This window comes from Sphingomonas sp. SRI_018, from assembly GCF_057586275.1.
The window spans coordinates 464,867-484,792 of record NZ_JBYCZO010000002.1; the positions used below are offsets into that span (position 1 = coordinate 464,867).

19 protein-coding genes are annotated in these 19,926 nt (G+C 68.5%); 13 read left to right on the forward strand and 6 right to left on the reverse strand.

The genetic code is table 11. The annotated features are described in order from the left end of the window. Positions 1 to 81: 81 nt before the first annotated feature. Positions 82 to 2,610, reverse strand: coding sequence for an Rne/Rng family ribonuclease (locus AC2YHA_RS14260; RefSeq protein ID WP_487402117.1), 2,529 nt, complete (start codon positions 2,608 to 2,610; stop codon positions 82 to 84). Between the two features lie 396 nt (positions 2,611 to 3,006). Between AC2YHA_RS14260 and AC2YHA_RS14265 the strand changes: the two genes are divergently transcribed. From AC2YHA_RS14265 to AC2YHA_RS14280, 4 genes are all read left to right on the forward strand, one after another. Beyond that, a complete protein-coding gene (locus tag AC2YHA_RS14265; protein WP_487402118.1) occupies positions 3,007 to 4,194 on the forward strand; it encodes an N-acetylmuramoyl-L-alanine amidase family protein in 1,188 nt (395 codons plus the stop codon). Between the two features lie 37 nt (positions 4,195 to 4,231). After that, positions 4,232 to 6,760 (forward strand): penicillin-binding protein 1A, encoded by a 2,529-nt coding sequence (locus AC2YHA_RS14270; RefSeq protein WP_233784362.1) that lies wholly within the window; start codon positions 4,232 to 4,234, stop codon positions 6,758 to 6,760. A 112-nt stretch (positions 6,761 to 6,872) separates the two neighbouring features. After that, positions 6,873 to 8,000, forward strand: coding sequence for a peptide chain release factor 2 (prfB, locus tag AC2YHA_RS14275; protein WP_233784361.1), 1,128 nt, complete (start codon positions 6,873 to 6,875; stop codon positions 7,998 to 8,000). Then, positions 7,997 to 8,746 (forward strand): class I SAM-dependent methyltransferase, encoded by a 750-nt coding sequence (locus AC2YHA_RS14280; protein WP_487402119.1) that lies wholly within the window; start codon positions 7,997 to 7,999, stop codon positions 8,744 to 8,746. The genes prfB and AC2YHA_RS14280 overlap by 4 nt, the downstream gene beginning before the upstream one ends. On the opposite strand, the gene AC2YHA_RS14285 is transcribed toward AC2YHA_RS14280, so the two are convergent. Further along, on the reverse strand, positions 8,724 to 9,113 hold the full coding sequence (locus AC2YHA_RS14285; protein WP_487402120.1) for a JAB domain-containing protein: 390 nt from the start codon (positions 9,111 to 9,113) through the stop codon (positions 8,724 to 8,726). The two genes, AC2YHA_RS14280 and AC2YHA_RS14285, sit on opposite strands and share 23 nt — an antisense overlap. Positions 9,114 to 9,243: 130 nt before the next feature. Here AC2YHA_RS14285 and AC2YHA_RS14290 point away from each other — a divergent pair, with 130 nt between their 5' ends. The 8 genes from AC2YHA_RS14290 to AC2YHA_RS14325 all read left to right on the forward strand — a co-directional run bounded on the left by AC2YHA_RS14290 (position 9,244) and on the right by AC2YHA_RS14325 (position 16,837). Then, on the forward strand, positions 9,244 to 10,038 hold the full coding sequence (locus tag AC2YHA_RS14290) for a thymidylate synthase (protein WP_487402121.1): 795 nt from the start codon (positions 9,244 to 9,246) through the stop codon (positions 10,036 to 10,038). A gap of 67 nt (positions 10,039 to 10,105) precedes the next feature. Beyond that, on the forward strand, positions 10,106 to 10,264 hold the full coding sequence (locus tag AC2YHA_RS14295) for a hypothetical protein (protein WP_487402122.1): 159 nt from the start codon (positions 10,106 to 10,108) through the stop codon (positions 10,262 to 10,264). A 7-nt stretch (positions 10,265 to 10,271) separates the two neighbouring features. Further along, complete coding sequence (locus AC2YHA_RS14300; RefSeq protein WP_487402123.1) at positions 10,272 to 10,742, forward strand: dihydrofolate reductase; 471 nt, start codon at positions 10,272 to 10,274, stop codon at positions 10,740 to 10,742. Positions 10,743 to 10,853: 111 nt separating this feature from the next. After that, positions 10,854 to 12,023: a dipeptidase gene (locus AC2YHA_RS14305; RefSeq protein WP_487402124.1), complete on the forward strand. Its 1,170-nt coding sequence runs from the start codon at positions 10,854 to 10,856 to the stop codon at positions 12,021 to 12,023. A 19-nt stretch (positions 12,024 to 12,042) separates the two neighbouring features. Further along, positions 12,043 to 12,969, forward strand: coding sequence for a bifunctional riboflavin kinase/FAD synthetase (locus AC2YHA_RS14310; protein ID WP_487402125.1), 927 nt, complete (start codon positions 12,043 to 12,045; stop codon positions 12,967 to 12,969). Between the two features lie 47 nt (positions 12,970 to 13,016). Continuing rightward, positions 13,017 to 15,902 carry an isoleucine--tRNA ligase gene (gene ileS / locus AC2YHA_RS14315; RefSeq protein ID WP_487402126.1) on the forward strand — a complete coding sequence of 962 codons (2,886 nt, stop codon included), beginning with the start codon at positions 13,017 to 13,019 and terminating at the stop codon, positions 15,900 to 15,902. Between the two features lies 1 nt (position 15,903). Further along, positions 15,904 to 16,410: a signal peptidase II gene (gene lspA, locus AC2YHA_RS14320; protein ID WP_487402127.1), complete on the forward strand. Its 507-nt coding sequence runs from the start codon at positions 15,904 to 15,906 to the stop codon at positions 16,408 to 16,410. Further along, positions 16,403 to 16,837 (forward strand): DUF3035 domain-containing protein, encoded by a 435-nt coding sequence (locus AC2YHA_RS14325; RefSeq protein WP_233784351.1) that lies wholly within the window; start codon positions 16,403 to 16,405, stop codon positions 16,835 to 16,837. The genes lspA and AC2YHA_RS14325 overlap by 8 nt, the downstream gene beginning before the upstream one ends. A 138-nt stretch (positions 16,838 to 16,975) precedes the next feature. Here AC2YHA_RS14325 and AC2YHA_RS14330 read toward each other — a convergent pair whose 3' ends face one another. The 4 genes from AC2YHA_RS14330 to AC2YHA_RS14345 form a co-directional block, all read right to left on the reverse strand. Further along, positions 16,976 to 17,779: a TorF family putative porin gene (locus tag AC2YHA_RS14330; protein WP_487402128.1), complete on the reverse strand. Its 804-nt coding sequence runs from the start codon at positions 17,777 to 17,779 to the stop codon at positions 16,976 to 16,978. Positions 17,780 to 18,077: 298 nt separating this feature from the next. Next, on the reverse strand, positions 18,078 to 18,554 hold the full coding sequence (locus AC2YHA_RS14335; protein ID WP_487402129.1) for a RidA family protein: 477 nt from the start codon (positions 18,552 to 18,554) through the stop codon (positions 18,078 to 18,080). Next, positions 18,551 to 19,198: an HAD family hydrolase gene (locus tag AC2YHA_RS14340; protein WP_487402130.1), complete on the reverse strand. Its 648-nt coding sequence runs from the start codon at positions 19,196 to 19,198 to the stop codon at positions 18,551 to 18,553. Before AC2YHA_RS14340 ends, AC2YHA_RS14335 begins: the two co-directional genes overlap by 4 nt. Then, positions 19,195 to 19,434, reverse strand: coding sequence for a DUF3572 family protein (locus tag AC2YHA_RS14345; protein ID WP_487402131.1), 240 nt, complete (start codon positions 19,432 to 19,434; stop codon positions 19,195 to 19,197). Before AC2YHA_RS14345 ends, AC2YHA_RS14340 begins: the two co-directional genes overlap by 4 nt. 57 nt (positions 19,435 to 19,491) lie before the next feature. On the opposite strand from AC2YHA_RS14345, the gene AC2YHA_RS14350 reads away from it, so the two are divergent. Continuing rightward, positions 19,492 to 19,881: a response regulator gene (locus AC2YHA_RS14350; protein ID WP_233784346.1), complete on the forward strand. Its 390-nt coding sequence runs from the start codon at positions 19,492 to 19,494 to the stop codon at positions 19,879 to 19,881. The last annotated feature ends 45 nt before the right edge of the window (positions 19,882 to 19,926 follow it).

Sequence of the window (19,926 nt, forward strand, 5' to 3'; positions counted from 1 at the left end):
GTTTTGCCGGCATCGCGTGAACCGCTCCTGAAGCGACTGCGCCCGTTCCCGAAGGAACGGGCGCAACGCCTTGTTATCGCATCATGCGCCGAAGGTCCGCTGCCACCAGCCGCGGCGCGGCCCTTCGCCCTCTCCGTTCGCCGCAGCTTCGTCGGCCTCGGCGGCAGGGGCTTCGGGAGCTGGCGCGGCCTCGGCTGGCTCGGCGCCATCGACGGCAGCCGCCTTGCGGCGGGTGCGCTTGGGCTTGGGGGCTTCCGCCACGTCATCGTTGGCGGGCGCAGGCGCCGCCGTTTCGATCGGAGCGGGCTCGACCTCCACTTCGGCCGGAGCGGCCTTCTTGCGGCGGGTGCGCTTGGGCTTGGTCTCGACTTCCGCCTCCGGCGCAGCGAGCTCCGCCGACGCCGGTTCGGCGACCGCTTCGGCGGCTTCGGGCTCCGCTGCCTTCTTTCGACGCGTGCGCTTGGGCTTGGGCGCCTCCTCCGCGATCGGCTCGGCCTCGGCCTCTACCGGTGCAGGCTCGGGTTCGGAGACGGCCTCGGCTTCGGCATCGGCCTCCGCGACCGGTGTCTCGACCGCGTCGCCGCGCCGTCCGCCGCGGCGGCCACGACGGCGGCGCTTGCGCGGCTCGCCGCTTTCGCCCTCGGCCGTCTCGACAGGCACTTCCTGCACCGCCTCGGCGGCTTCGGCCGGAGCCTCGCCCTCCTCGGCACCGTGCTCGTCCCCGCCAGCCTCGCGGCCGCGACCGCGACGACCACGACGGCGGCGACGACGGCGGCGGCCTTCGCCGTCGCCCTCGACCCGCTCGCGGCGCGGCTCGCTCTCGGTGGCCTCGGCCTCCAGCTCCTCGTCGATTTCGTCCTCGATGTCCTCCGGGACCTCGTCGAATTCGTCGACCATCGCCGGCTCGAACTTGGGCGCATAGGCCGGCGGCGGGCCCGAGGCCTCGACCGACATGCGCGCGCCCTCGAGCTCGCCGTCGGAAGCGACCTCGATCGTCACGCCGTAGCGGTCCTCGATCTCGGCAAGCTCGCTGCGCTTCTTGTTGAGCACGTAGAGCGCGGCCTCCTGGCTCGCCCGCAGCAGCAGGTTGGAGCCGCGGCCGCGCGCCGCCTCGTCCTCGATCAGGCGCAGCGCCGACAGGCCGGCCGAGGAAGCGGTGCGCACCAGCCCGGTGCCCTCGCAATGCGGGCACTGGCGGGTCGACGCCTCGAGCACGCCGGTGCGCAGGCGCTGGCGGCTCATCTCCATCAGGCCGAACGAGCTGATGCGGCCGACCTGGATGCGGGCGCGGTCGTTCTTGAGCGCCTCCTTCATCGCCTTCTCGACCTTACGGACGTTGGACGAATGGTCCATGTCGATGAAGTCGATGACGATGAGACCGGCCATGTCGCGCAAGCGGAGCTGCCGCGCGATCTCCTGCGCCGCCTCGAGATTGGTCGCGGTCGCGGTCTGCTCGATATTGTGCTCGCGGGTCGAGCGCCCGGAATTGATGTCGATCGAGACGAGCGCCTCGGTCGGGTTGATGACCAGATAGCCGCCGGACTTCAGCTGCACCACCGGGTGATACATCGCCGACAGCTGGTCCTCGACATGCGCACGCTGGAACAGCGGCACCGGGTCGCTGTAGTGCTTCACCCGCCGGGCGTGGCTGGGCATCAGCAGCTTCATGAAGTCCTTGGCCTGACGATAGCCCTCGTCGCCCTCGACGATGACCTCGTCGATGTCCTTGTTGTAGATGTCGCGGATCGCACGCTTGAGCAGGTCGCTGTCGCCGTAGATCAGCGCGGGCGCCGAGGACTGCAGCGTGGTCTCGCGGATGCCATCCCACAGGCGGGCGAGATAATCGAAGTCGCGCTTGATCTCGACCTTGGTGCGCTGGAGCCCGGCGGTGCGGACGATGCAGCCCATCGTCGGCGGCAGCTTGAGCTCGGCCATGATCGACTTGAGGCGCTTGCGGTCGCTGGCGTTGCTGATCTTGCGGCTGATGCCGCCGCCGTGCGCGGTGTTGGGCATCAGCACGCAATAGCGGCCGGCAAGGCTGAGATAGGTGGTGAGCGCCGCGCCCTTGTTGCCGCGCTCTTCCTTGACGACCTGGACCAGCAGCACCTGACGGCGGCGGATCACGTCCTGGATCTTGTAGCGGCGGCGCAGGTTCATGCGGCGCTCGCGAAGGGCTTCGACGGCGTGATCGTCGGAGCCGTTCGACCTGGGCTTGCGCACGGGCGCATCCTCGTCGCCGTCGGCGATCACGTCGTCGTGATGCTCGTCGTCGTGCTCGGCATGATCGTCGTCATGCTCGTCGGCCTCGGCCCGCAGCGCTGCTTCCTCGGCGGCGTGCTCGGCCTCCTCGCGGAGCAGCGCGTCGCGATCCTCCTTGGGGATCTGGTAATAGTCGGGGTGGATTTCCGAGAAGGCGAGGAAGCCGTGACGGTTGCCGCCGTAGTCGACGAACGCCGCCTGCAGCGACGGTTCGACGCGGGTCACTTTGGCGAGATAGATATTGCCCTTGAGCTGCTTGCGCTCGGCGGATTCGAAGTCAAATTCCTCGATTCGATTGCCCTTGACGACCGCCACGCGGGTTTCCTCCCGGTGGCGAGCGTCGATCAACATGCGCATTGTCATTATAGTTTCTCCGGGCGCGCGCGGCCTCCGCTGGGGAGCGCGGCGCGCGCGATGTGCTGGTCCCTCCGCCGGCGGTGCGGCGCCTTACGGGACGAACGAATGGGTATGATGCGTCTGCTGCCGATGCCCGCCCGGAGCCGTGGTCCGGGGCGGCCGGTCCGTCCACGCAGCCGCGCTCGGCGGTCTGGTGGAGGCGGAGCGGATTTTGCCTCATGCAGCGTCAACCTGATTGCGCGCCGGGCCCGGACGGCCGCGGCGGTTTCTCGGCCGGCTTGGAACGGTCCCGTTCCGTACCGGCACCGGCTAGGTAGCATCGCCGGCCCGGAAGGACAACCGTTGCGGCATCCTTTGCCTGCCGCCAGCGGTACCTGACGGGCGTCCCTCATGCGTTTTGGCTGGACCGTGGCCGCGGCGACACGGCATAGCGTGAAGGTGCTTGCTCTTCTCGCCCTTTTCGCCGGTTGGCTCGCGGGCATACCGGCGTGGGCAGGCGTCCTCCGCGACGTGCGGGTGCGCAGCAATGCGATCACGCTCGACGTCGACGGCCGCGCCGCAGAGGCGGGCGCGTTCGTCCTCGGCGGGTTGCGGGCGGGCGGCAGCCCGATCGATCGAGAGCGCGGCGGTGTGCGCGTGGTATTCGACCTCGCGCGGCCGGCGATCGTGACGGAGGGAAGCCTCGACCCTGACGACCGCGCCCTGACGTTCGCGCTGCGCACGGTGGACGATGCGACCTTCGCGCGCGCCGCCGCCGAAGACAGGCTGCGCTTCCTGCCGCCGTTCAGCTATCTCGCGCCGCCGGTGCGCCACGGCTACAGCGTCAGCATGGCGGTGCCGCCGCCGGCTAGAGCGGCGCCGCTGCCGCCGGTCACCGGCGATCCCTCGCGTCCGCTGGTGGTGATCGACGCCGGCCATGGCGGCCATGATCCAGGCGCGCTCTCGCCCGACGGCGAGCTGCGCGAGAAGGATCTGACGCTGAAAGTCGCCCGCGCGATCCGCGACGAACTGCTCGCCAGCGGCAAGGTGCGCGTGGCGATGACGCGCGACGACGACCGCTTCCTCATCCTCCAGGAACGCTATGGCATCGCGCGGCGGCTCGGTGCGAAGCTGTTCATCTCGGTGCATTGCGACAGCGCCGGCAACCCCGACGCCACCGGTGCGACCGTCTACACATTGTCCGAGGTCGCCTCGGACAAGGAAGCCGCCCGGCTCGCCGCGCGCGAGAACAAGGCGGACGTGCTCGCAGGCGTCGACCTCGCCGACGCCTCGCCCGACATCTCGTCGATCCTGATCGACCTCGCCCAGCGCGAGACGATGAACAGCTCGGCGGGCTTCGCCGGCCTGCTGGAACGCGAGGCCAGGCCGCTGATCGCGACCAAGGCGCCGTTCCACCGCATGGCCTCGCTGATCGTGCTGAAGGCGCCCGACATGCCCTCGGTCCTGTTCGAGACGGGCTATATATCTAATCAGCGCGACGCCGATTTCCTCAACTCGCGCGAAGGCCGCGAGAGGATCGCCGAGGGCGTGCGCCGCGCCGTGGAAATTCATTTCGCCACTCGGATGGCCTCACGCTGACTTCCAACCCGCGCCGGACCTGCTAAACCCCGAGCCGATGTCCGAGAGTACCGCCGACCAGCCCGACCTCCGCCTGCGCCTGCAGCGTGATGCCAACGGAGTCTGGGCAGCCGTCCGACGCATCTGGACGCGCCGCTGGGTGCGCTGGCTGAGCTACGCCGCGGGCGTGCTCGCCGTGCTGTTCGGTATCTTCTGGATCTCGCTCGCGAGCGGCCTGCCCTCGGTAGACAAGCTCAAGGCCTATGAACCGCCGCTGCCGACCAACGTGCGCGGCGGCGACGGCACGCCGATCCACAGCTACGCCCGCGAGCGGCGCGTGCAGCTCAGCTACGACGAATATCCGCCGCTGCTGGTCCGCGCCTTCCTGGCGGCGGAGGACCGGACCTTCTTCGAGCATCACGGCGTCGACTATCCGGGCATCGTCTCGGCGATGATCACCAACCTCACCAACGACAAGCGGCCGATCGGCGCCTCCACCATCACCCAGCAGGTCGCCAAGAACCTGCTGATCGGCAACGAGCGCAGCTATGTCCGCAAGGCCAAGGAAGCGATGCTCGCTTTCCGGATCGAGGACACGCTGACCAAGCAGCAGATCCTGGAGCTTTACCTCAACTCGATCTCGCTCGGCCGCAACGCGTTCGGCGTCGAGGCGGCGAGCCATGCCTATTTCGACAAGGAGCTGAACGAGCTCAGCCTGGCGCAGCTGGCCTATCTCGCCATCCTGCCCAAGGGGCCGTCCAACTACAGTCCTGACCGCTACCCCGACCGCGCGCTGGCGCGGCGCAACTGGGTGCTGGGCGAGATGCTGCGCAACCGCTTCATCACCCAGGCGCAGCACGACCAGGCGGTCGCCGAGCCGCTCGGCACCGTCAGCCGGCGCAGCCCGCGCTACGACCCCAACGGCGGTTATTTCGTCGAGGAAGTGCGCCGCCAGCTGCTCGAGCGTTTCGGCGAGACCGACAAGGACGGACCGCACAGCGTCTATGCCGGCGGCCTGTGGGTGCGCACCTCCTACGATCCCAGGCTCCAGCAATATGCGCAGGACGCGCTGCGCGAGGGATTGCTGCGTTTCGACCGCGGGCGCGGCTGGTCGGGGCCGCTCGGCCATGCGGTGATCGAGGGGGACAGCTGGTTCGGCCCCTTCGTCGCCAGCAACATCGGCATCAACTATGCCGACTGGCGCACCGCGATCGTGATCGGCACCGGCGGCGACGCCGCGACGATCGGCTTCGGCGACGGCAAGACCGGCACGCTGCCGCGCTGGGGCGCGCAGATGCCGGTCCGCGGCCAGGGCGGCACCGCCTTCGCCGCGCTCAAACCCGGCGACATTATCGCGGTCGCGCCGGAGAACGGGCAATGGGCGCTGCGGAGCGTGCCCAAGATCTCCGGCGCGTTCGTGGTCGAGGAGCCCTCGACCGGCCGCGTGCTGGCGATGCAGGGCGGCTTCGATTCGCGGCTGAGCTCGTTCAACCGCGCGACGCAGGCGATGCGTCAGCCCGGATCGACGATCAAGCCGATCGTCTATTCGGCCGCGCTCGCCAATGGCATGACCCCGGCGTCGATCATCGTCGACGGGCCGTTTTGCGTCTATCAGGGCGCGCGGCTCGGCCAGAAATGCTTCCGCAACTTCGGCGGCGGCGGCTCGGGGCCGCACACGATGCGCTGGGGCATCGAGCAATCGCGCAATCTGATGACGGTGCGCGCCGCCGCGACGGTCGGCATGAGCCATGTCGTCGACATGATCCAGCAGCTCGGCGTGAGCGAGCAGAAGCTGCCGGCCTATCTTTCCTACGCACTGGGCGCGGGTGAGACGACAGTGACGCGCATGGTCAACGCCTATTCGATCCTCGTGAACCAGGGCCGCGCGCTGACCCCGACCCTGGTCGACTATGTCCAGGATCGTCACGGCAAGGTGATCTGGCCGGCGAACTGGCGCGCGTGCGAGCGCTGCAACGCGCCCGACTGGGACGGCAAGCCGATGCCGCGGCCGACGATCCGCTGGCGGCAGGCGGTCGACGCGCTCACCGCCTTCCAGATGGTCCACATCACCGAGGGCGTGATCCAGCGGGGCACGGCGACGATCCTGCGTGACCTGAACCGGCCGATGATGGGCAAGACCGGCACCACCACCGGCCCGACCGACGTGTGGTTCGTCGGCGGCACGCCGCAGATGATCGGCGGGCTCTATATGGGCTATGATTCGCCGTCGAACCTCGGCGGCTATGCCCAGGGCGGCACCATCGCCGCGCCGATCTTCAAGGCGTTCGCGCAGAAAGCCTATGAAGGGCTGCCGGTCGTTCCCTTCCGTGCCCCGCCGGGCATCCGCATGATGCGGATCGACCGCAACAGCGGGCGGCCGGTCTATGGCGCCTGGCCAGTCTCCAACGACGGCAAACCGGCGGTGATCTGGGAAGCCTTCAAGCCCGAGACCGAGCCGCGCCGCGCCCGCCGCACGCAGGAGGACCAGGCCCCCAAGGCCGCCGCGACCGCCACCCAGGCCGCGCCCCAGGCCCAGCAACGGCCGAGCGACAGCGATTTCTTGCAAAGGGAAGGCGGAATCTACTAGCCCGCATTCCTATATCCCGGCGAAGCGCCGGGATCTCGTGTCACCGGCGTATCGCTCGCTGCCTGAGATCCCCGACGTCCGCCGGGGACATTTTGATTTGGAGTTGATTCCCATGCGCGCCGAAGCGCAGGCCCATGTCGACAGCATCAACGACGCGCTCGCGCTGCTCCGCCGCTTCCTCAACTGGGACCAGGCGCTGCGCCGGCTCGACGAGCTCAACGCGCGCGTCGAAGACCAGGCGCTGTGGAACGATCCCAAGGCGGCGCAGGAGGTGATGCGCGAGCGCCGCCGCCTCGACGAGGCGATCACCGCGACCCGCGCCATCGAGCAGGAGCTCGCCGACACCGCCGAGCTGATCGAGATGGCCGAAGCCGAAGGCGATGAGGCGATGGCCGAGGAGGGGACACAGAGCCTCGCCGAGCTGGCCAGGCGTGCCAACGAGAACAAGGTGAAGGCGCTGCTGTCGGGCGAGGCCGACACCAACGATACCTATCTCGAGATCAACGCCGGCGCCGGCGGCACCGAGAGCCAGGACTGGGCCGAGATGCTGCAGCGCATGTACACGCGCTGGGGCGAGCGCCACGGCTACAAGGTCGAGCTGGTCGACCATCACGCCGGCGAACAGGCGGGCATCAAGTCGGCGACGCTGCTGCTCAAGGGCGAGAACGCCTACGGCTATGCCAAGACCGAGAGCGGCGTGCACCGACTGGTGCGCATCTCGCCCTATGACAGCGCGGCGCGGCGACACACCAGCTTCTCGTCGGTATGGGTCTATCCGGTGATCGACGACGACATCCAGATCGAGATCAACGAGGCGGAGCTGCGCATCGACACCTATCGCGCATCGGGTGCGGGTGGGCAGCACGTCAACCGGACCGATTCGGCGGTACGCATCACCCACCTGCCGACCGGCATCGTCGTCCAGTGCCAGGACGACCGTAGCCAGCACAAGAACCGCGCCGAGGCCTATCGGCGACTGCGCGCCAAGCTCTACGAGCGCGAGCTGGCGATTCGCGAGGCCGCCGCCGATGCCGAGAACGCGACCAAGACCGACATCGGCTGGGGCCACCAGATTCGCAGCTATGTGCTGCAGCCCTATCAGATGGTGAAGGACCTGCGCACCGGCGTCACCTCCACCTCGCCTTCCGACGTGCTCGACGGGGACCTCGACGAGTTCATGGCCGCCGCGCTATCCCAGCGCGTGACCGGCGAGAAGGTCGAGGTGGAGGACGTCGATTGATCCGAAAGGCCGCCTTCGCATTGCTGCTGCTGCTCCCGGCCTGCGAAAGCGCGCCGGTCGAGCTCGCGAATCGGCAGGACGACGACAAGTCCGAGTTCCCTGCGGCCGACCGTCCGGTCGCGAGCATCGTCTCGCCGCGCTGGTCGACCGAGGAGGCGCGCGACCGCCTCAACGAAGCGTCGACGGTGATGAACAAGGCCGGCATCGCCCGCGGCATGACCGTCGCCGACATCGGCGCGGGCGAGGGCTATTACACCATCCGCCTCGCGCAGCGCGTCGGCGCCAAGGGGCGCGTGCTGGCCGAGGACATCGTGCCGGCGGTGCGTGACACGCTCGCCCAGCGCGTCACCCGCGAGCGGCTCGACAATGTCTCGGTGCGCCTCGGCGAACCCGCTGACCCCAAGCTACCCGCGGCAAGCTTCGACCGCGTGCTGATGGTGCACATGTATCACGAGATCCAGTCGCCCTATGAGTTCCTGTGGAACCTGCGGCCGTCGCTGAAGCCCAACGGCGCGGTGGTGGTGGTCGACGCCAATCGCGAGACCCGCAACCACGGCACGCCGCCGGCGCTGCTCCAGTGCGAGTTCGCCGCGGTCGGCTATGTCCAGGTCGAGCGCCAGGCGATGCCATCGGCGGGCGGCTATATCGCGCTGTTCCGTCCGCAGGGGCCGCGACCCGATCCGTCCGCGATCGTCCCTTGCCGCGCTCCCCGGCCGAACGAGCCTAAAGCAACCCCAGCGCCCTGAGGCTGGTCGTCGCCGAACGGGTGAGGATGAGTTGGTCGTCGAAGCGCACGTCGATCGGCTGTAGCGCCTGCGCAAGTCGCCGGGCATGGGCGACGTCGGTGGTGCTCGGCCTCGGATCGCCGCTCGGATGATTGTGCGCGATCACCACCCGGCTGGCATCATGGCGCAGCACGCCCGCGACCACCCGGCGCGGCGCGACCTCGACCGAATCGGAGGTGCCGACCACATAATCGAGCCCGACCAGCCGCCGATCCTTCGCGAGATAGGCGATCACCGCGATCTCGGCCGGCGCGCCCGCGATGATGCCGAACAATGCCCGCGCCTCCGCCAGGGTGGCGACATAGGTCGGAACGGTGTCGTTCAGCACCGGCATCATACTGAAATTGTGACATAAGCTTCCTTGCTATCGAATTCCGATCGCCTCGATTGTGGAGGTTGATTCCACCGGTTCGGAGGCACTGCTTGCCTGCCCGCCGCGCACGGCTAAAGTCGCCGTCATGCGCCAGTATCTCGAGCTGATGGAGCGCGCCCTCACGCAAGGCGCCGAGCAGATGGACCGCACCGGCGTCGGCACGCGGAGCGTATTCGGCCACCAGATGCGCTTCGACCTGGCGGAAGGCTTTCCGGTGCTCACCACCAAGAAGCTGCACCTGCGCTCGATCATCATCGAGCTCTTATGGTTCCTGCGCGGCGACACCAACGTCCGCTGGCTGCAGGAACGGCGGGTGAGCATCTGGGACGAGTGGGCCGACGCGAACGGCGACCTCGGCCCCGTCTACGGCAAGCAGTGGCGCGATTGGGAGGCCGCCGACGGCCGCCACATCGATCAGATCAAGGAGCTGATCGAGACGATCCGGACCAGCCCCGCCTCGCGCCGCCAGATCGTCACCGCCTGGAATCCCGGCGAGCTCCACGCGATGGCGCTGGCGCCGTGCCATTGCCTGTTCCAGACGCATGTCGCGAACGGGCGGCTGTCGCTCCAGCTCTACCAGCGTTCGGCCGATATCTTCCTCGGCGTGCCGTTCAACATCGCCAGCTATGCGCTGCTGACACACATGCTCGCGCAGCAATGCGGCCTGGAGCCGGGCGAGTTCATCTGGACCGGCGGCGACTGCCACCTCTACGCCAACCATCTGGAGCAGGCGCGCGAGCAGCTCGGCCGCACGCCGGGGCCGCTGCCGCGGCTGGAGATCGTGCGCAAGCCGCCGGCGATCGACGGCTATGACTATGAGGATTTCGTCCTACACGGCTATGAGGCGCAGCCGCACATCAAGGCCGCCGTCGCCGTCTGAATAGCGGCGTTCAGCTTCGGTTCAGCCGAACGACTACATATGTAGTCCGTATCGGGGAGGAAACGAGATGCTGAGACCGCTGCTCGCCGTCGCCGTGTTGCTCGCGCAGGTCATTCCCGCCTCGGCGCTGGCCGGGCTGATCCCCTCGTCCACCGCCAAGCCGCACCCGTGCTTGCCGCCGATGCTGGTCGGCGACGGTTGGCAAGAGCCGCTTCCCGCCGCATAGCGGGCGGGTGAGTGCACGCATCGCCTTCTACCTCGCCCGCGCCGACAATGGCGTGATCGGCCGCGACGGCGGCCTGCCGTGGCGGCTGCCGGCCGATCTCAAGCGCTTCAAGTCGCTCACCATGGGCAAGCCGATGGTGATGGGACGCAGGACCTTCGAGAGCTTTCCGAGCCCGCTGCCCGGGCGGCGGCACATCGTGCTGACGCGCGATCCCGCCTGGTCCGCCGCGGGCGCGGAAGTCGCGCATACGCCGGAGGAAGCGATCGCGCTGGCGGGCGACGTGCCGGAGATCGCGGTGATCGGCGGGGCGGAGGTGTTCGCGCTGTTCCTGCCCCGCGCCAACCGGGTGGAGCTGACGGAGGTTCATGCTGCGCCGGAGGGTGATGCGACGGTGCCGGCATTCGATCCCGCCGATTGGCAGGAAATCTTCCGCAAAGATCATGACGGCTACAGCTTCGTGACCTTGCAGCGCCGTTGACCTCTTCGTCACCCCGGCCTTGTGCCGGGGTCCACGGTTCCGCATACCCTTTGGCCAAAGGACTGGCGGCATCGTGGATGCCGGAACAAGTCCGGCATGACGGGGGGGGCAATGCGCAGGTGGCTGCTCATCATTCTGGCGTTGATCGTGATCGCCGCCATCGGCTTCTTCACGTTCGCGCCGGGCAAGGTCGAGGGCGACATGAACAAGGTCGCTGCCACGCCCCTGCCCCGCGTCACGCCGGAAACGCAGGCGCTGCACGCGAAGCTCGCGATCGCCGACATGCACGCCGACACTTTGCTGTGGTCGCGCAGCCTGCTGAAGCGCGCCGATCGCGGCCAGGTCGACCTGCCGCGACTGATCGAGGGCAATGTCGCGCTCCAGGTCTTCTCCTCGGTCACCAAGACGCCGAAGGGGCAGAACTACGACGCCAATTCGGGTGACAGTGACAATATCACCCTGCTGACGATCGCCCAGCTCCAGCCGCCACGCACCTGGGGATCGTTGCTCGAACGCTCGCTGTGGCATGCCGAGAAGCTCAAGCGTGCTGCCGCCGCGTCGCAGGGGCAGCTCCGCCTGATCACCACGCCCGAGCAGCTCGACCGCCTGCTCACCGACCGCGCGAAGGGGCAGAAGGTGGTCGGGGCGATGCTGTCGATCGAGGGGCTGCAGGATATCGAGGGCAAGCTCGCCAACCTCGACCGGCTTCACGCCGCGGGCTTCCGCATGGCGGGGCTCGCGCATTTCTTCGACAACGAGGTGGCGGGGTCGATGCATGGGGTCACCAAGGGCGGGCTCACCCCGCTCGGGCGGCAGGCGGTGCGGCGGATGGAGCAGCTCGGCATGGTCGTCGACATCGCCCATTCGAGCCACCGCTCGGTCGCCGAGATTCTGGCGATGGCCAGGCGCCCGGTCGTCTCCAGCCATGGCGGAGTGCAGGCGGTGTGCAAGGTCAACCGCAACCTCACCGACGAGGAGATCCGCGGCGTCGCCAGGACCGGCGGCGTGGTCGGGATCGGCTATTGGGACGGTGCGATCTGCTCGACCGATCCGCGCAAGGCGGTCGACGCGATCGCGCATGTCCGCGACCTCGTCGGCATCGACCACGTCGGGCTGGGCTCCGACTTCGACGGCGCGGTCACCACCGGATTCGACGTGAGCCAGCTCGTGGTGATCACCCAGGCACTCAAGGACCGCGGCTTCACCGACGAGGAGATCGCCAAGCTGATGGGCGGCAACGTGCTCCGCGTGCTGCGCGCGGGGATGGTGCCGCAGCGCTAGCGCCATTATAGGCCCGGCCATGGAGCGGCTCTCCGGCAGCTCGGCAGTGCCGGCCCATCTGCGTGGCGGCATCGTCGCGCTCGGCAATTTCGACGGGTTTCACCTCGGCCACCAGGCGGTGGTCGGCAGGGCGATCGAGCGTGCGCGCGCCGAGGGACGGCCGGCGATCGTCGCCACCTTCGATCCGCATCCGGTGCGCTTCTTCCGCCCCGACGCGCCGCCGTTCCGCCTCACCACGCTCGACCAGCGTCAGGAGCTGTTCGCCGCCGCGGGCGCCGACGCGATGATGGTATTCGAGTTCGATGCCGAGCTCGTCGCGCTGACCGCGCGCGACTATGCCGAGCAGCGGCTGGTCGGCCTGGCCGGCGTCGGCGGGGTGGTGACCGGCGAGGATTTCACCTTCGGCAAGGGCCGCGGCGGCAACACCGCGGTGCTCGCCGAGCTCGGCCGCGAGCTGGGCTTCTCGACCGACGTCGTCGCTCCGGTGATGCTCGACGGCGAGACGGTCTCCTCGAGCCGCATCCGCGAGGCGCTCCAGGCCGGCGACCCGCGCGAGGCGGCGCGGCTGCTCACCCGCCCGTTCGCGATTCGCGGGCTGGTGGAGCCGGGGGCGAAGCTCGGCCGCACCATCGGCTTTCCGACCGCGAACCTGCGGCTCGGCAACTATCTCCGCCCTGCCTACGGCATCTATGCGGTGCGCGGACGGCTGCCCGGCGGCCGGCTGCTGGACGGCGCCGCCAATCTCGGCATCCGGCCGAGCTTCGATCCGCCGGTCGAGCTGCTCGAACCCCATTTCTTCGACTTCTCCGGCGATCTCTACGAGCAGGAGATCGAGGTGCAGCTGATCGACTATATCCGGCCCGAGGAGAAGTTCGACAGCCTCGACGCGCTCACGGCGCGGATCACGGAGGATTGCGAACGGGCGAAGGCGATGCTCGCCCGCTGACGGGAATGTTTGTTTTGGGGCGAACGTCGGCTAATGCGCGCGTTCCCATGACCGACGCACCCGACACCCAGAGCGATTGGCGCTCCACCGTCTTCCTGCCGAAGACCGAATTCCCGATGAAGGCCGGCCTCGCCCAGAAGGAGCCGGCGATCCTCGAGCGTTGGGCGACAATCGGCATCTATGACCGGCTGCGCGAGCAGCGCGCCGGGCGCGAGCGCTTCATCCTCCACGACGGCCCGCCCTACGCCAACGGCGACATCCACATGGGCCATGCGATGAACAAGGTGCTGAAGGACATCATCGTCCGCAGCCGATCGCTGATGGGCAAGGACGCGCCGTACATCCCCGGCTGGGACTGCCACGGCCTGCCGATCGAGTGGAAGATCGAGGAACAGTACCGCGCCAAGAAGCGCAGCAAGGACGAGGTGCCGGCGCAGGAATTCCGCGCCGAATGCCGCGCCTATGCCGCGTATTGGGTCGGCGTGCAGCGTGCGCAGTTCGAGCGGCTGGGGGTGATGGGTGACTGGGACGATCCCTATCTCACCATGAACTTCGCCAGCGAGGCGGCGATCGTCGGCGAGCTGCTGAAGTTCGCCGAGAGCGGCCAGCTCTACCGCGGCGCCAAGCCGGTGATGTGGTCGCCGGTCGAGAAGACCGCGCTGGCGGAGGCCGAGGTCGAGTATGAGGACGTAGTCTCGACGCAGATCGACGTGGCGTTCGAGATCGTCGAGGCGCCGAACGCGCCGGAGCTGGTCGGCGCCCATGCGGTGATCTGGACGACCACGCCGTGGACGATCCCGGTGAACCAGGCTTTGGCTTATGGGCCGGAGATTGAATACGAACTGGTGATCATTGACGGGCAGAAGCTTCTAGTCGCGCACAAGCTCTCGGCTCAGTTGGCGTCTCGCATCGGTGCTAGCAGGCCGGATAAAGACGGACTCGTACAACATTCCGTCACGCATTTAGCTGGCAGCCGGTATTCGGGCTCTCAACTCGCCGGTGCCGTCGCCCGCCATCCCATGCACCACCTCGGCGGCTTCTTCGCCAAGCCGCGGCCGTTCCTGGCGGGCGACTTCGTCACCACCGACGCCGGCACCGGGCTCGTCCATATGTCGCCCGATCACGGCGAGGACGATTTCGAGCTGTGCAAGGCGCACGGCATCGATCCCGTCTTCGCGGTCGACGATGCCGGCTTCTACCGTCCCGACTGGCTGTGGCTGGGCGGGCAGGGCAGCGTCATCAACAAGAAGTTCGTCGCGTCCGACGGGCCGATCTGCAGCGACCTGCGCGAAGCGGGCGCGCTGCTCGCGGCGTCGGACGATTTCCAGCACAGCTACCCGCACAGCTGGCGCTCCAAGGCCAAGATCATCTTCCGCTGCACGCCGCAGTGGTTCATCCCGATGGACCGGCCGCAGCGCGTCGAGGCCGACGTGGTCGCCGCCGCCGCGGCGCTGCAGCCGGTCGAGCTCGCCACCGGCACCGGCGTGATGATGGGCGCCGGGGTCGGCAACGGCCCGACCTTGCGCGAGCTCGCGCTCGACGCGATCGAGCGGACGCGCTGGGTGCCGCAGCGCTCGAAGAACCGCATCCGATCGATGGTCGAGGGGCGCCCCGACTGGGTGATCAGCCGCCAGCGCGCCTGGGGCGTGCCGATCGCGCTCTACGTCCACAAGGGAACCGGCGAGTATCTGCGCGATCCGGAGGTCAACGACCGCATCGTCGCGGCGTTCGCGGCCGGCGGCGCCGACGCCTGGTTCGGCGCCGACCATCAGGCGCTGCTCGGGAACAAGTACGACCTCGCCGACTATGAGCCGGTCAACGACATCCTCGACGTCTGGTTCGATTCGGGATCGACCCACGTCTTCACCATCGAGCAGCGCTACGGCGCGGGCGTGCGCGCCGACCTCTATCTGGAGGGATCGGACCAGCATCGCGGCTGGTTCCAGTCGTCGCTGCTCGAATCGTGCGGCACGCGCGGCCGTGCCCCTTATGATGCGGTGCTGACGCATGGCTTCGCGCTCGACGGCAATGGGCGCAAGATGTCGAAGAGCCTCGGCAACGTCGTCGATCCGCTGAAAGTGATCGACGAGGCCGGCGCCGACATCCTCCGCCTGTGGGTCGCGCAGACCGACTATTTCGAGGACGTGCGCATCGGCAAGGAGGTGCTCGCCGGCACCAGCGACACCTATCGCAAGCTCAGGAACACCTTCCGCTACCTGCTCGGCGCGCTCGACGGCTTCACCGAGGCGGAACGGCTGCCAGTCGCCGAGATGCCGGAGCTGGAGCGCTACATCCTCGACCGGCTCGGCCAGCTCGACGTCGAGCTGCGCGCGGCGGCGGAGGCCTATGAGTTCAACCGCTACACCCGCGCGTTGACCGACTTCGCGCAGGACGACCTGTCGGCCTTCTTCTTCGATATCCGCAAGGATTCGCTCTATTGCGACGCGGCCACCGACCCCAAGCGGCGGGCCTATCGCACGATGCTCGACGTGCTGTTCCACGCGCTGGTCCGCTATGCCGCGCCGATCATCCCCTTCACCGCCGAGGAGGTGTGGCTGACGCGCTTCCCGAGCGAGGACGGATCGGTGCATTTCCTCGAATGGCCCGAGCTGCCGAGCCTGCCCGCCGATCGGCCGGTCGCGACCGAATGGGAGGATGTCCGCGCGCTGCGCGAGCGCGTCACCGAAGCGATCGAGCCTTATCGCCGCGACAAGGTGATCCGATCGAGTCTCGAGGCCGAGGTGACGGTGCCCGAGGAGCTGCTGCCCGAGGGCGATCTCGCCGAGGTGTTCATCGTCGCCAAGGTGACCAAGGGTCCCGAGATCACCGTCACCCGCACCTCCCGCGAGAAGTGCGGCCGGTGCTGGCGGCACCTTCCCGAGGTTGCGCACGACGGCGCTCTGTGCGACCGCTGCACTCAAGTAGTTGGCTGATATGAATCGTCCCCGCCTGAACGGCTTCCTCGTCGCCCTGATCCTGTTCCTCGTCGACCAGGCGGTGAAGGCCTATGTCACGGGCGCGCTCGGGCTCGATCAGATCGGCGAATCGATCACCGTGCTGCCGATCTTCAACCTCAAGTTCGTGCCCAATGTCGGCGTGTCGCTCGGCATGCTGGCGGCGGACAGCGACGCGATGCGCTGGGGTCTGGTCGCGCTGACCGGTGTGATCGCGACCGGCGTCGCCTGGTGGATGCTGCGCGAGAAGAACCGGCTCGACCTGATCGCACTCGGCATGGTGCTGGGCGGCGCGCTCGGCAACATCCTCGATCGCGTGCGGCTCGGCTATGTCGTCGACTATGCCGATCTCCACTTCGGCGACTGGCAGCCGTTTTTGGTCTTCAATGTCGCCGACGCCGCGATTACCATCGGCGTCCTGATTTTGCTCGCGCGGGCGCTGTTCGTGCGCGAGAAGCCTGCTCCTCGGGAGAGTTTGAATGCGTAAGGCCATCACCCTCGCCGTCGTCGGCATCGCCGCGCTGGCGCTCGCCGGCTGCGGCAACCGCGGCTTCGACCGCTCGCGTCCCGACGAGTTCGCGGTGGCGCGCCAGGCGCCGCTGGTGATCCCGCCCGACTTCGCGCTGAAGCCGCCGCAGCCCGGCGCGCCGCGTCCGCAGGAGACCGGCCCCGCCAACCAGGCGCTCGACGCGCTGTTCGGCGGCCCGGCACCGCGCAGCAACAGCGAGACCAGCGCGCTGAGCGCCGCCGGCCGCGACGTCGCGGAGGCGGGCGTCCGCTCGGCCGCCGGCGATCCGCAGACCAACGTCGTCGAGAAGGGCACGACCACCCGCGACATCATCGCCGCGCCGCAGGGTGACGGCCAGTCGACGCGCGCGGCTGCCGGGCAGCAGCAGCCTACCAGCGGGCAATAAGAGCGTACCCATGCTCCTGCGAAAGCAGGAGCGCTGGATTAGCGGGATATCGCTTGCGGCCTGGGCTCCTGCTTTCGCAGGAGCACTGCATGGTGGATGAGAGGCGGCGACGCCTCAGCGCCGCCGCCCGTTATCCGATCAGAAGCTGAACGCCACGTAGCCGAGCACGGTCGAACCGCGGCCGAGCTCGTGCGCATAATGGCCGATGCCGGGGACGACCCCGTTGGTGATGTCGGTATCGACGTAGCTCACGCCCACCTTGAGCGGCCCGCCGACCGCCTCGGCGGTGAGCGACCAGTCGAGATAGCTGTCGTCGGCGATGGTCGGGTTGAGCAGGCCGAGCGAGCCCTTGGTGCGGCCGAAATGGCCCTTCAGCGTGATCGGCGTCTTCGGGATCGCGACCGATGCCTCGCCGTAGAGATAGAGGCTGTCGTCGTTGCCGGGCGTGAAGTTCAGGCCCTTCTGTCCGCCCCAGGCATAGTTGCCGCCGACCTTCAGATTGGCCGGGCCGACGGTGTAGTTGACCGAGGCATAGGGCTCGAAGAAGTCGGTATTCACGCTCTTCGCCCCGTCGGCGTACCAGTAATAGAGCAGGCCGACGTCGAAGCCGAGGCCGCTCGGCAGCGTCTTGGTGAAGCCGCCGTAGAGGTCGACCTCGACGTCACCGTAGTTGGTGAGCGCGGGGGTGCTGCCGTCCGCCCCGCCGTCGATCGACGACAGGAAGGTGCCGACATAGAAGCCCGACGAATGGTTGACGTTGAGCGTGCCCTGGATCGCCGGATCGCCGTTGGTCTGGGTGGCGCCGCGGAAGCGATAGTCGGTGATCGCGGTAACGCTGCCGGTGATGGTGATGGGCTTGGGCGGCGCCGTCTCCTCCTGCGCCATGGCAGGATTGGCAGCGAGAAACACGATCGTGCCGAGCGCGAGAGTCGAGAAACGCATCGAGAGACCTCCTGAATTGGGTCGAGGTTCCCGCCTGCTTGCCGGATGCCGCGTCATCTCCCCGCGCGGCTGGCCGGACGGGCGGAGATGTGGCGCAGGTTATTGCGCCGCACAACCTAAAAGGCCGACGGCAGACACAATTCGTTCAAACAGTGTTGCCGGCGAGCAACAATCCGGAAACACTTCCATGGAGGTGTGAGACACGGTGCTCCTGCGAAAGCAGGAGTCCTGGACCACATGCCCTACCGCTTGCGGCCATGGCTCCTGCTTTCGCAGGAGCACTGAGGGGCCGCTTCGATCAATCCAGCGAGTTCGGGCGCAGCGCGACGATCGCGTCCACCTCGACCGCGGCACCGCGCGGCAGCGACGGTACGCCCACCGCGCTGCGGGCATGGCGGCCGACCTCGCCGAACAGCGCCTGCATCAGCTCCGACGCGCCATTGGCGACCTGCGGCTGGTCGGTGAAGTCGGGGGCGCTGTTGATGAACACACCGAGCTTGACGATGCGGTCGACGCGGTCGAACCCGCCGAGCGCCGCCTTGATCTGCGCGGCCAGCATCAGCGCGCAGCGCTGCGCCGCTTCCTGTCCGTAGGCGAGGTCGCGGTCGTCGCCGAGGCGGCCGGTCATCACCTGGCCGTCCTTGAACGGCAGCTGGCCCGAGATGTGGAGCAGCCCGCCCGCCTCGACCGTCGGCACATAGGCAGCGATTGGCGCCGCCGCCTCGGGCAGGGTGAGGCCGAGCTCGGCGAGCTTGCGGTCGATCGCGGTGGTCATGGCTGGGCTCCTTCGATGGGGATGAGAGGTTCGGCTGGCCGACCCGCGGCGAAGCGGGCGGCGATCCACTCGGCCGCCTCGCGCCAGTCGTCGATGCGGACATGAGCGTGCGGTGCCGGGGAGACACGCGGGGCGAGGTCGGGCTCCGACACCATGTGCAGGCGATGGACCTCGGGCACGTGCTTCGCGACCGATTCGTGGTGGACGGGGAGGTCGTCGACGAACACCGTCACGCTCGGCCGGTACTCGGCGACCAGCCGCGCGACCGGCGTGCCCTTGCCGCCCTGGTTGCACTCGACGCGGTGGGGGATGCCGTGCGCGGCGAGCTGGGCGATGCGGGCGTCGCGGCAATGGTCGCCGAGATTGGTGAGGACGACGATGTCCGCCTCCGCGCCGAGCCGCTCCAGCGCCTCGCGGGCGTGGGGGACCAAGGTCTGGCGGCTCATCTCGGCCGGGAAGAAATGATCGAGCAGCGCCCACATCTCCTCGCCCGGCACCACGCTGCCGTCGGCACGGGTCATGGCGAAGCGGCCCTCCGCCGCGTCGAAGGCGATGTCGTGATGCTCGCGCAGCCATACGCCGAAGTGCCGCACCATGTGCAGCAGCACCTCGTCGCAGTCGCAGATGAGGAGCGGCCGGCTCATGCCTCCAGCTCCCGGCGGGCGGCGACCAGCGCCACGGGCGTGGTGTCGATCGCCGCAGCGCAGGCGATCAGGTCGGGCTCGTGCGCCTCGAGGAAGCCCAGCACCGCCGCCAGGGTGGCCGGCCGGTCGGCGGATGCGCGCAGATCCGCCGGGGTGAGGCCGGTCAGCGCCAGCAGCCGGTCGGCTCGGCCCGGCTCGGCCACTGTCCAGGCGAGCGCATGGAGCGCGAGCGTCATGTGGTTTGTTTCCGCGGCAGGCATTGCTAGAGTCATTTCCGAAGGGGCTCGGATCGCGTGGCAAAAAGAGTGCTCGTTGTCGAGGACAACGAACTCAATCTGAAGCTGTTCTGCGACTTGCTTCGCGCGCACGGCTATGCGGCCGAGCCGGTGCGTGACGGGCGCGAGGCGGTGGCGCGCGCGCGGAGCTTCGCGCCCGACCTGGTGGTGATGGACATCCAGCTGCCCCATGTCAGCGGGCTCGAGCTGATCGGGCAGATGAAGCGCGATCCGCACCTGAGGCCCGTGCCGGTGATGGCGGTGACCGCCTATGCCGGCCGCGACGACGAGGAACGCATCCGCGCAGCCGGCGCCAATGCCTATGTGTCGAAGCCGATCTCGGTGATCCGCTTCATCGAGGAAGTGCGCGCGCTGGTGCCCGAGGCGCCGGAGCCGGCGGCGGCGTAGTGCAGCTCCTCCCCGGCACGGGGAGGGGGACCAAGACGCGTAGCG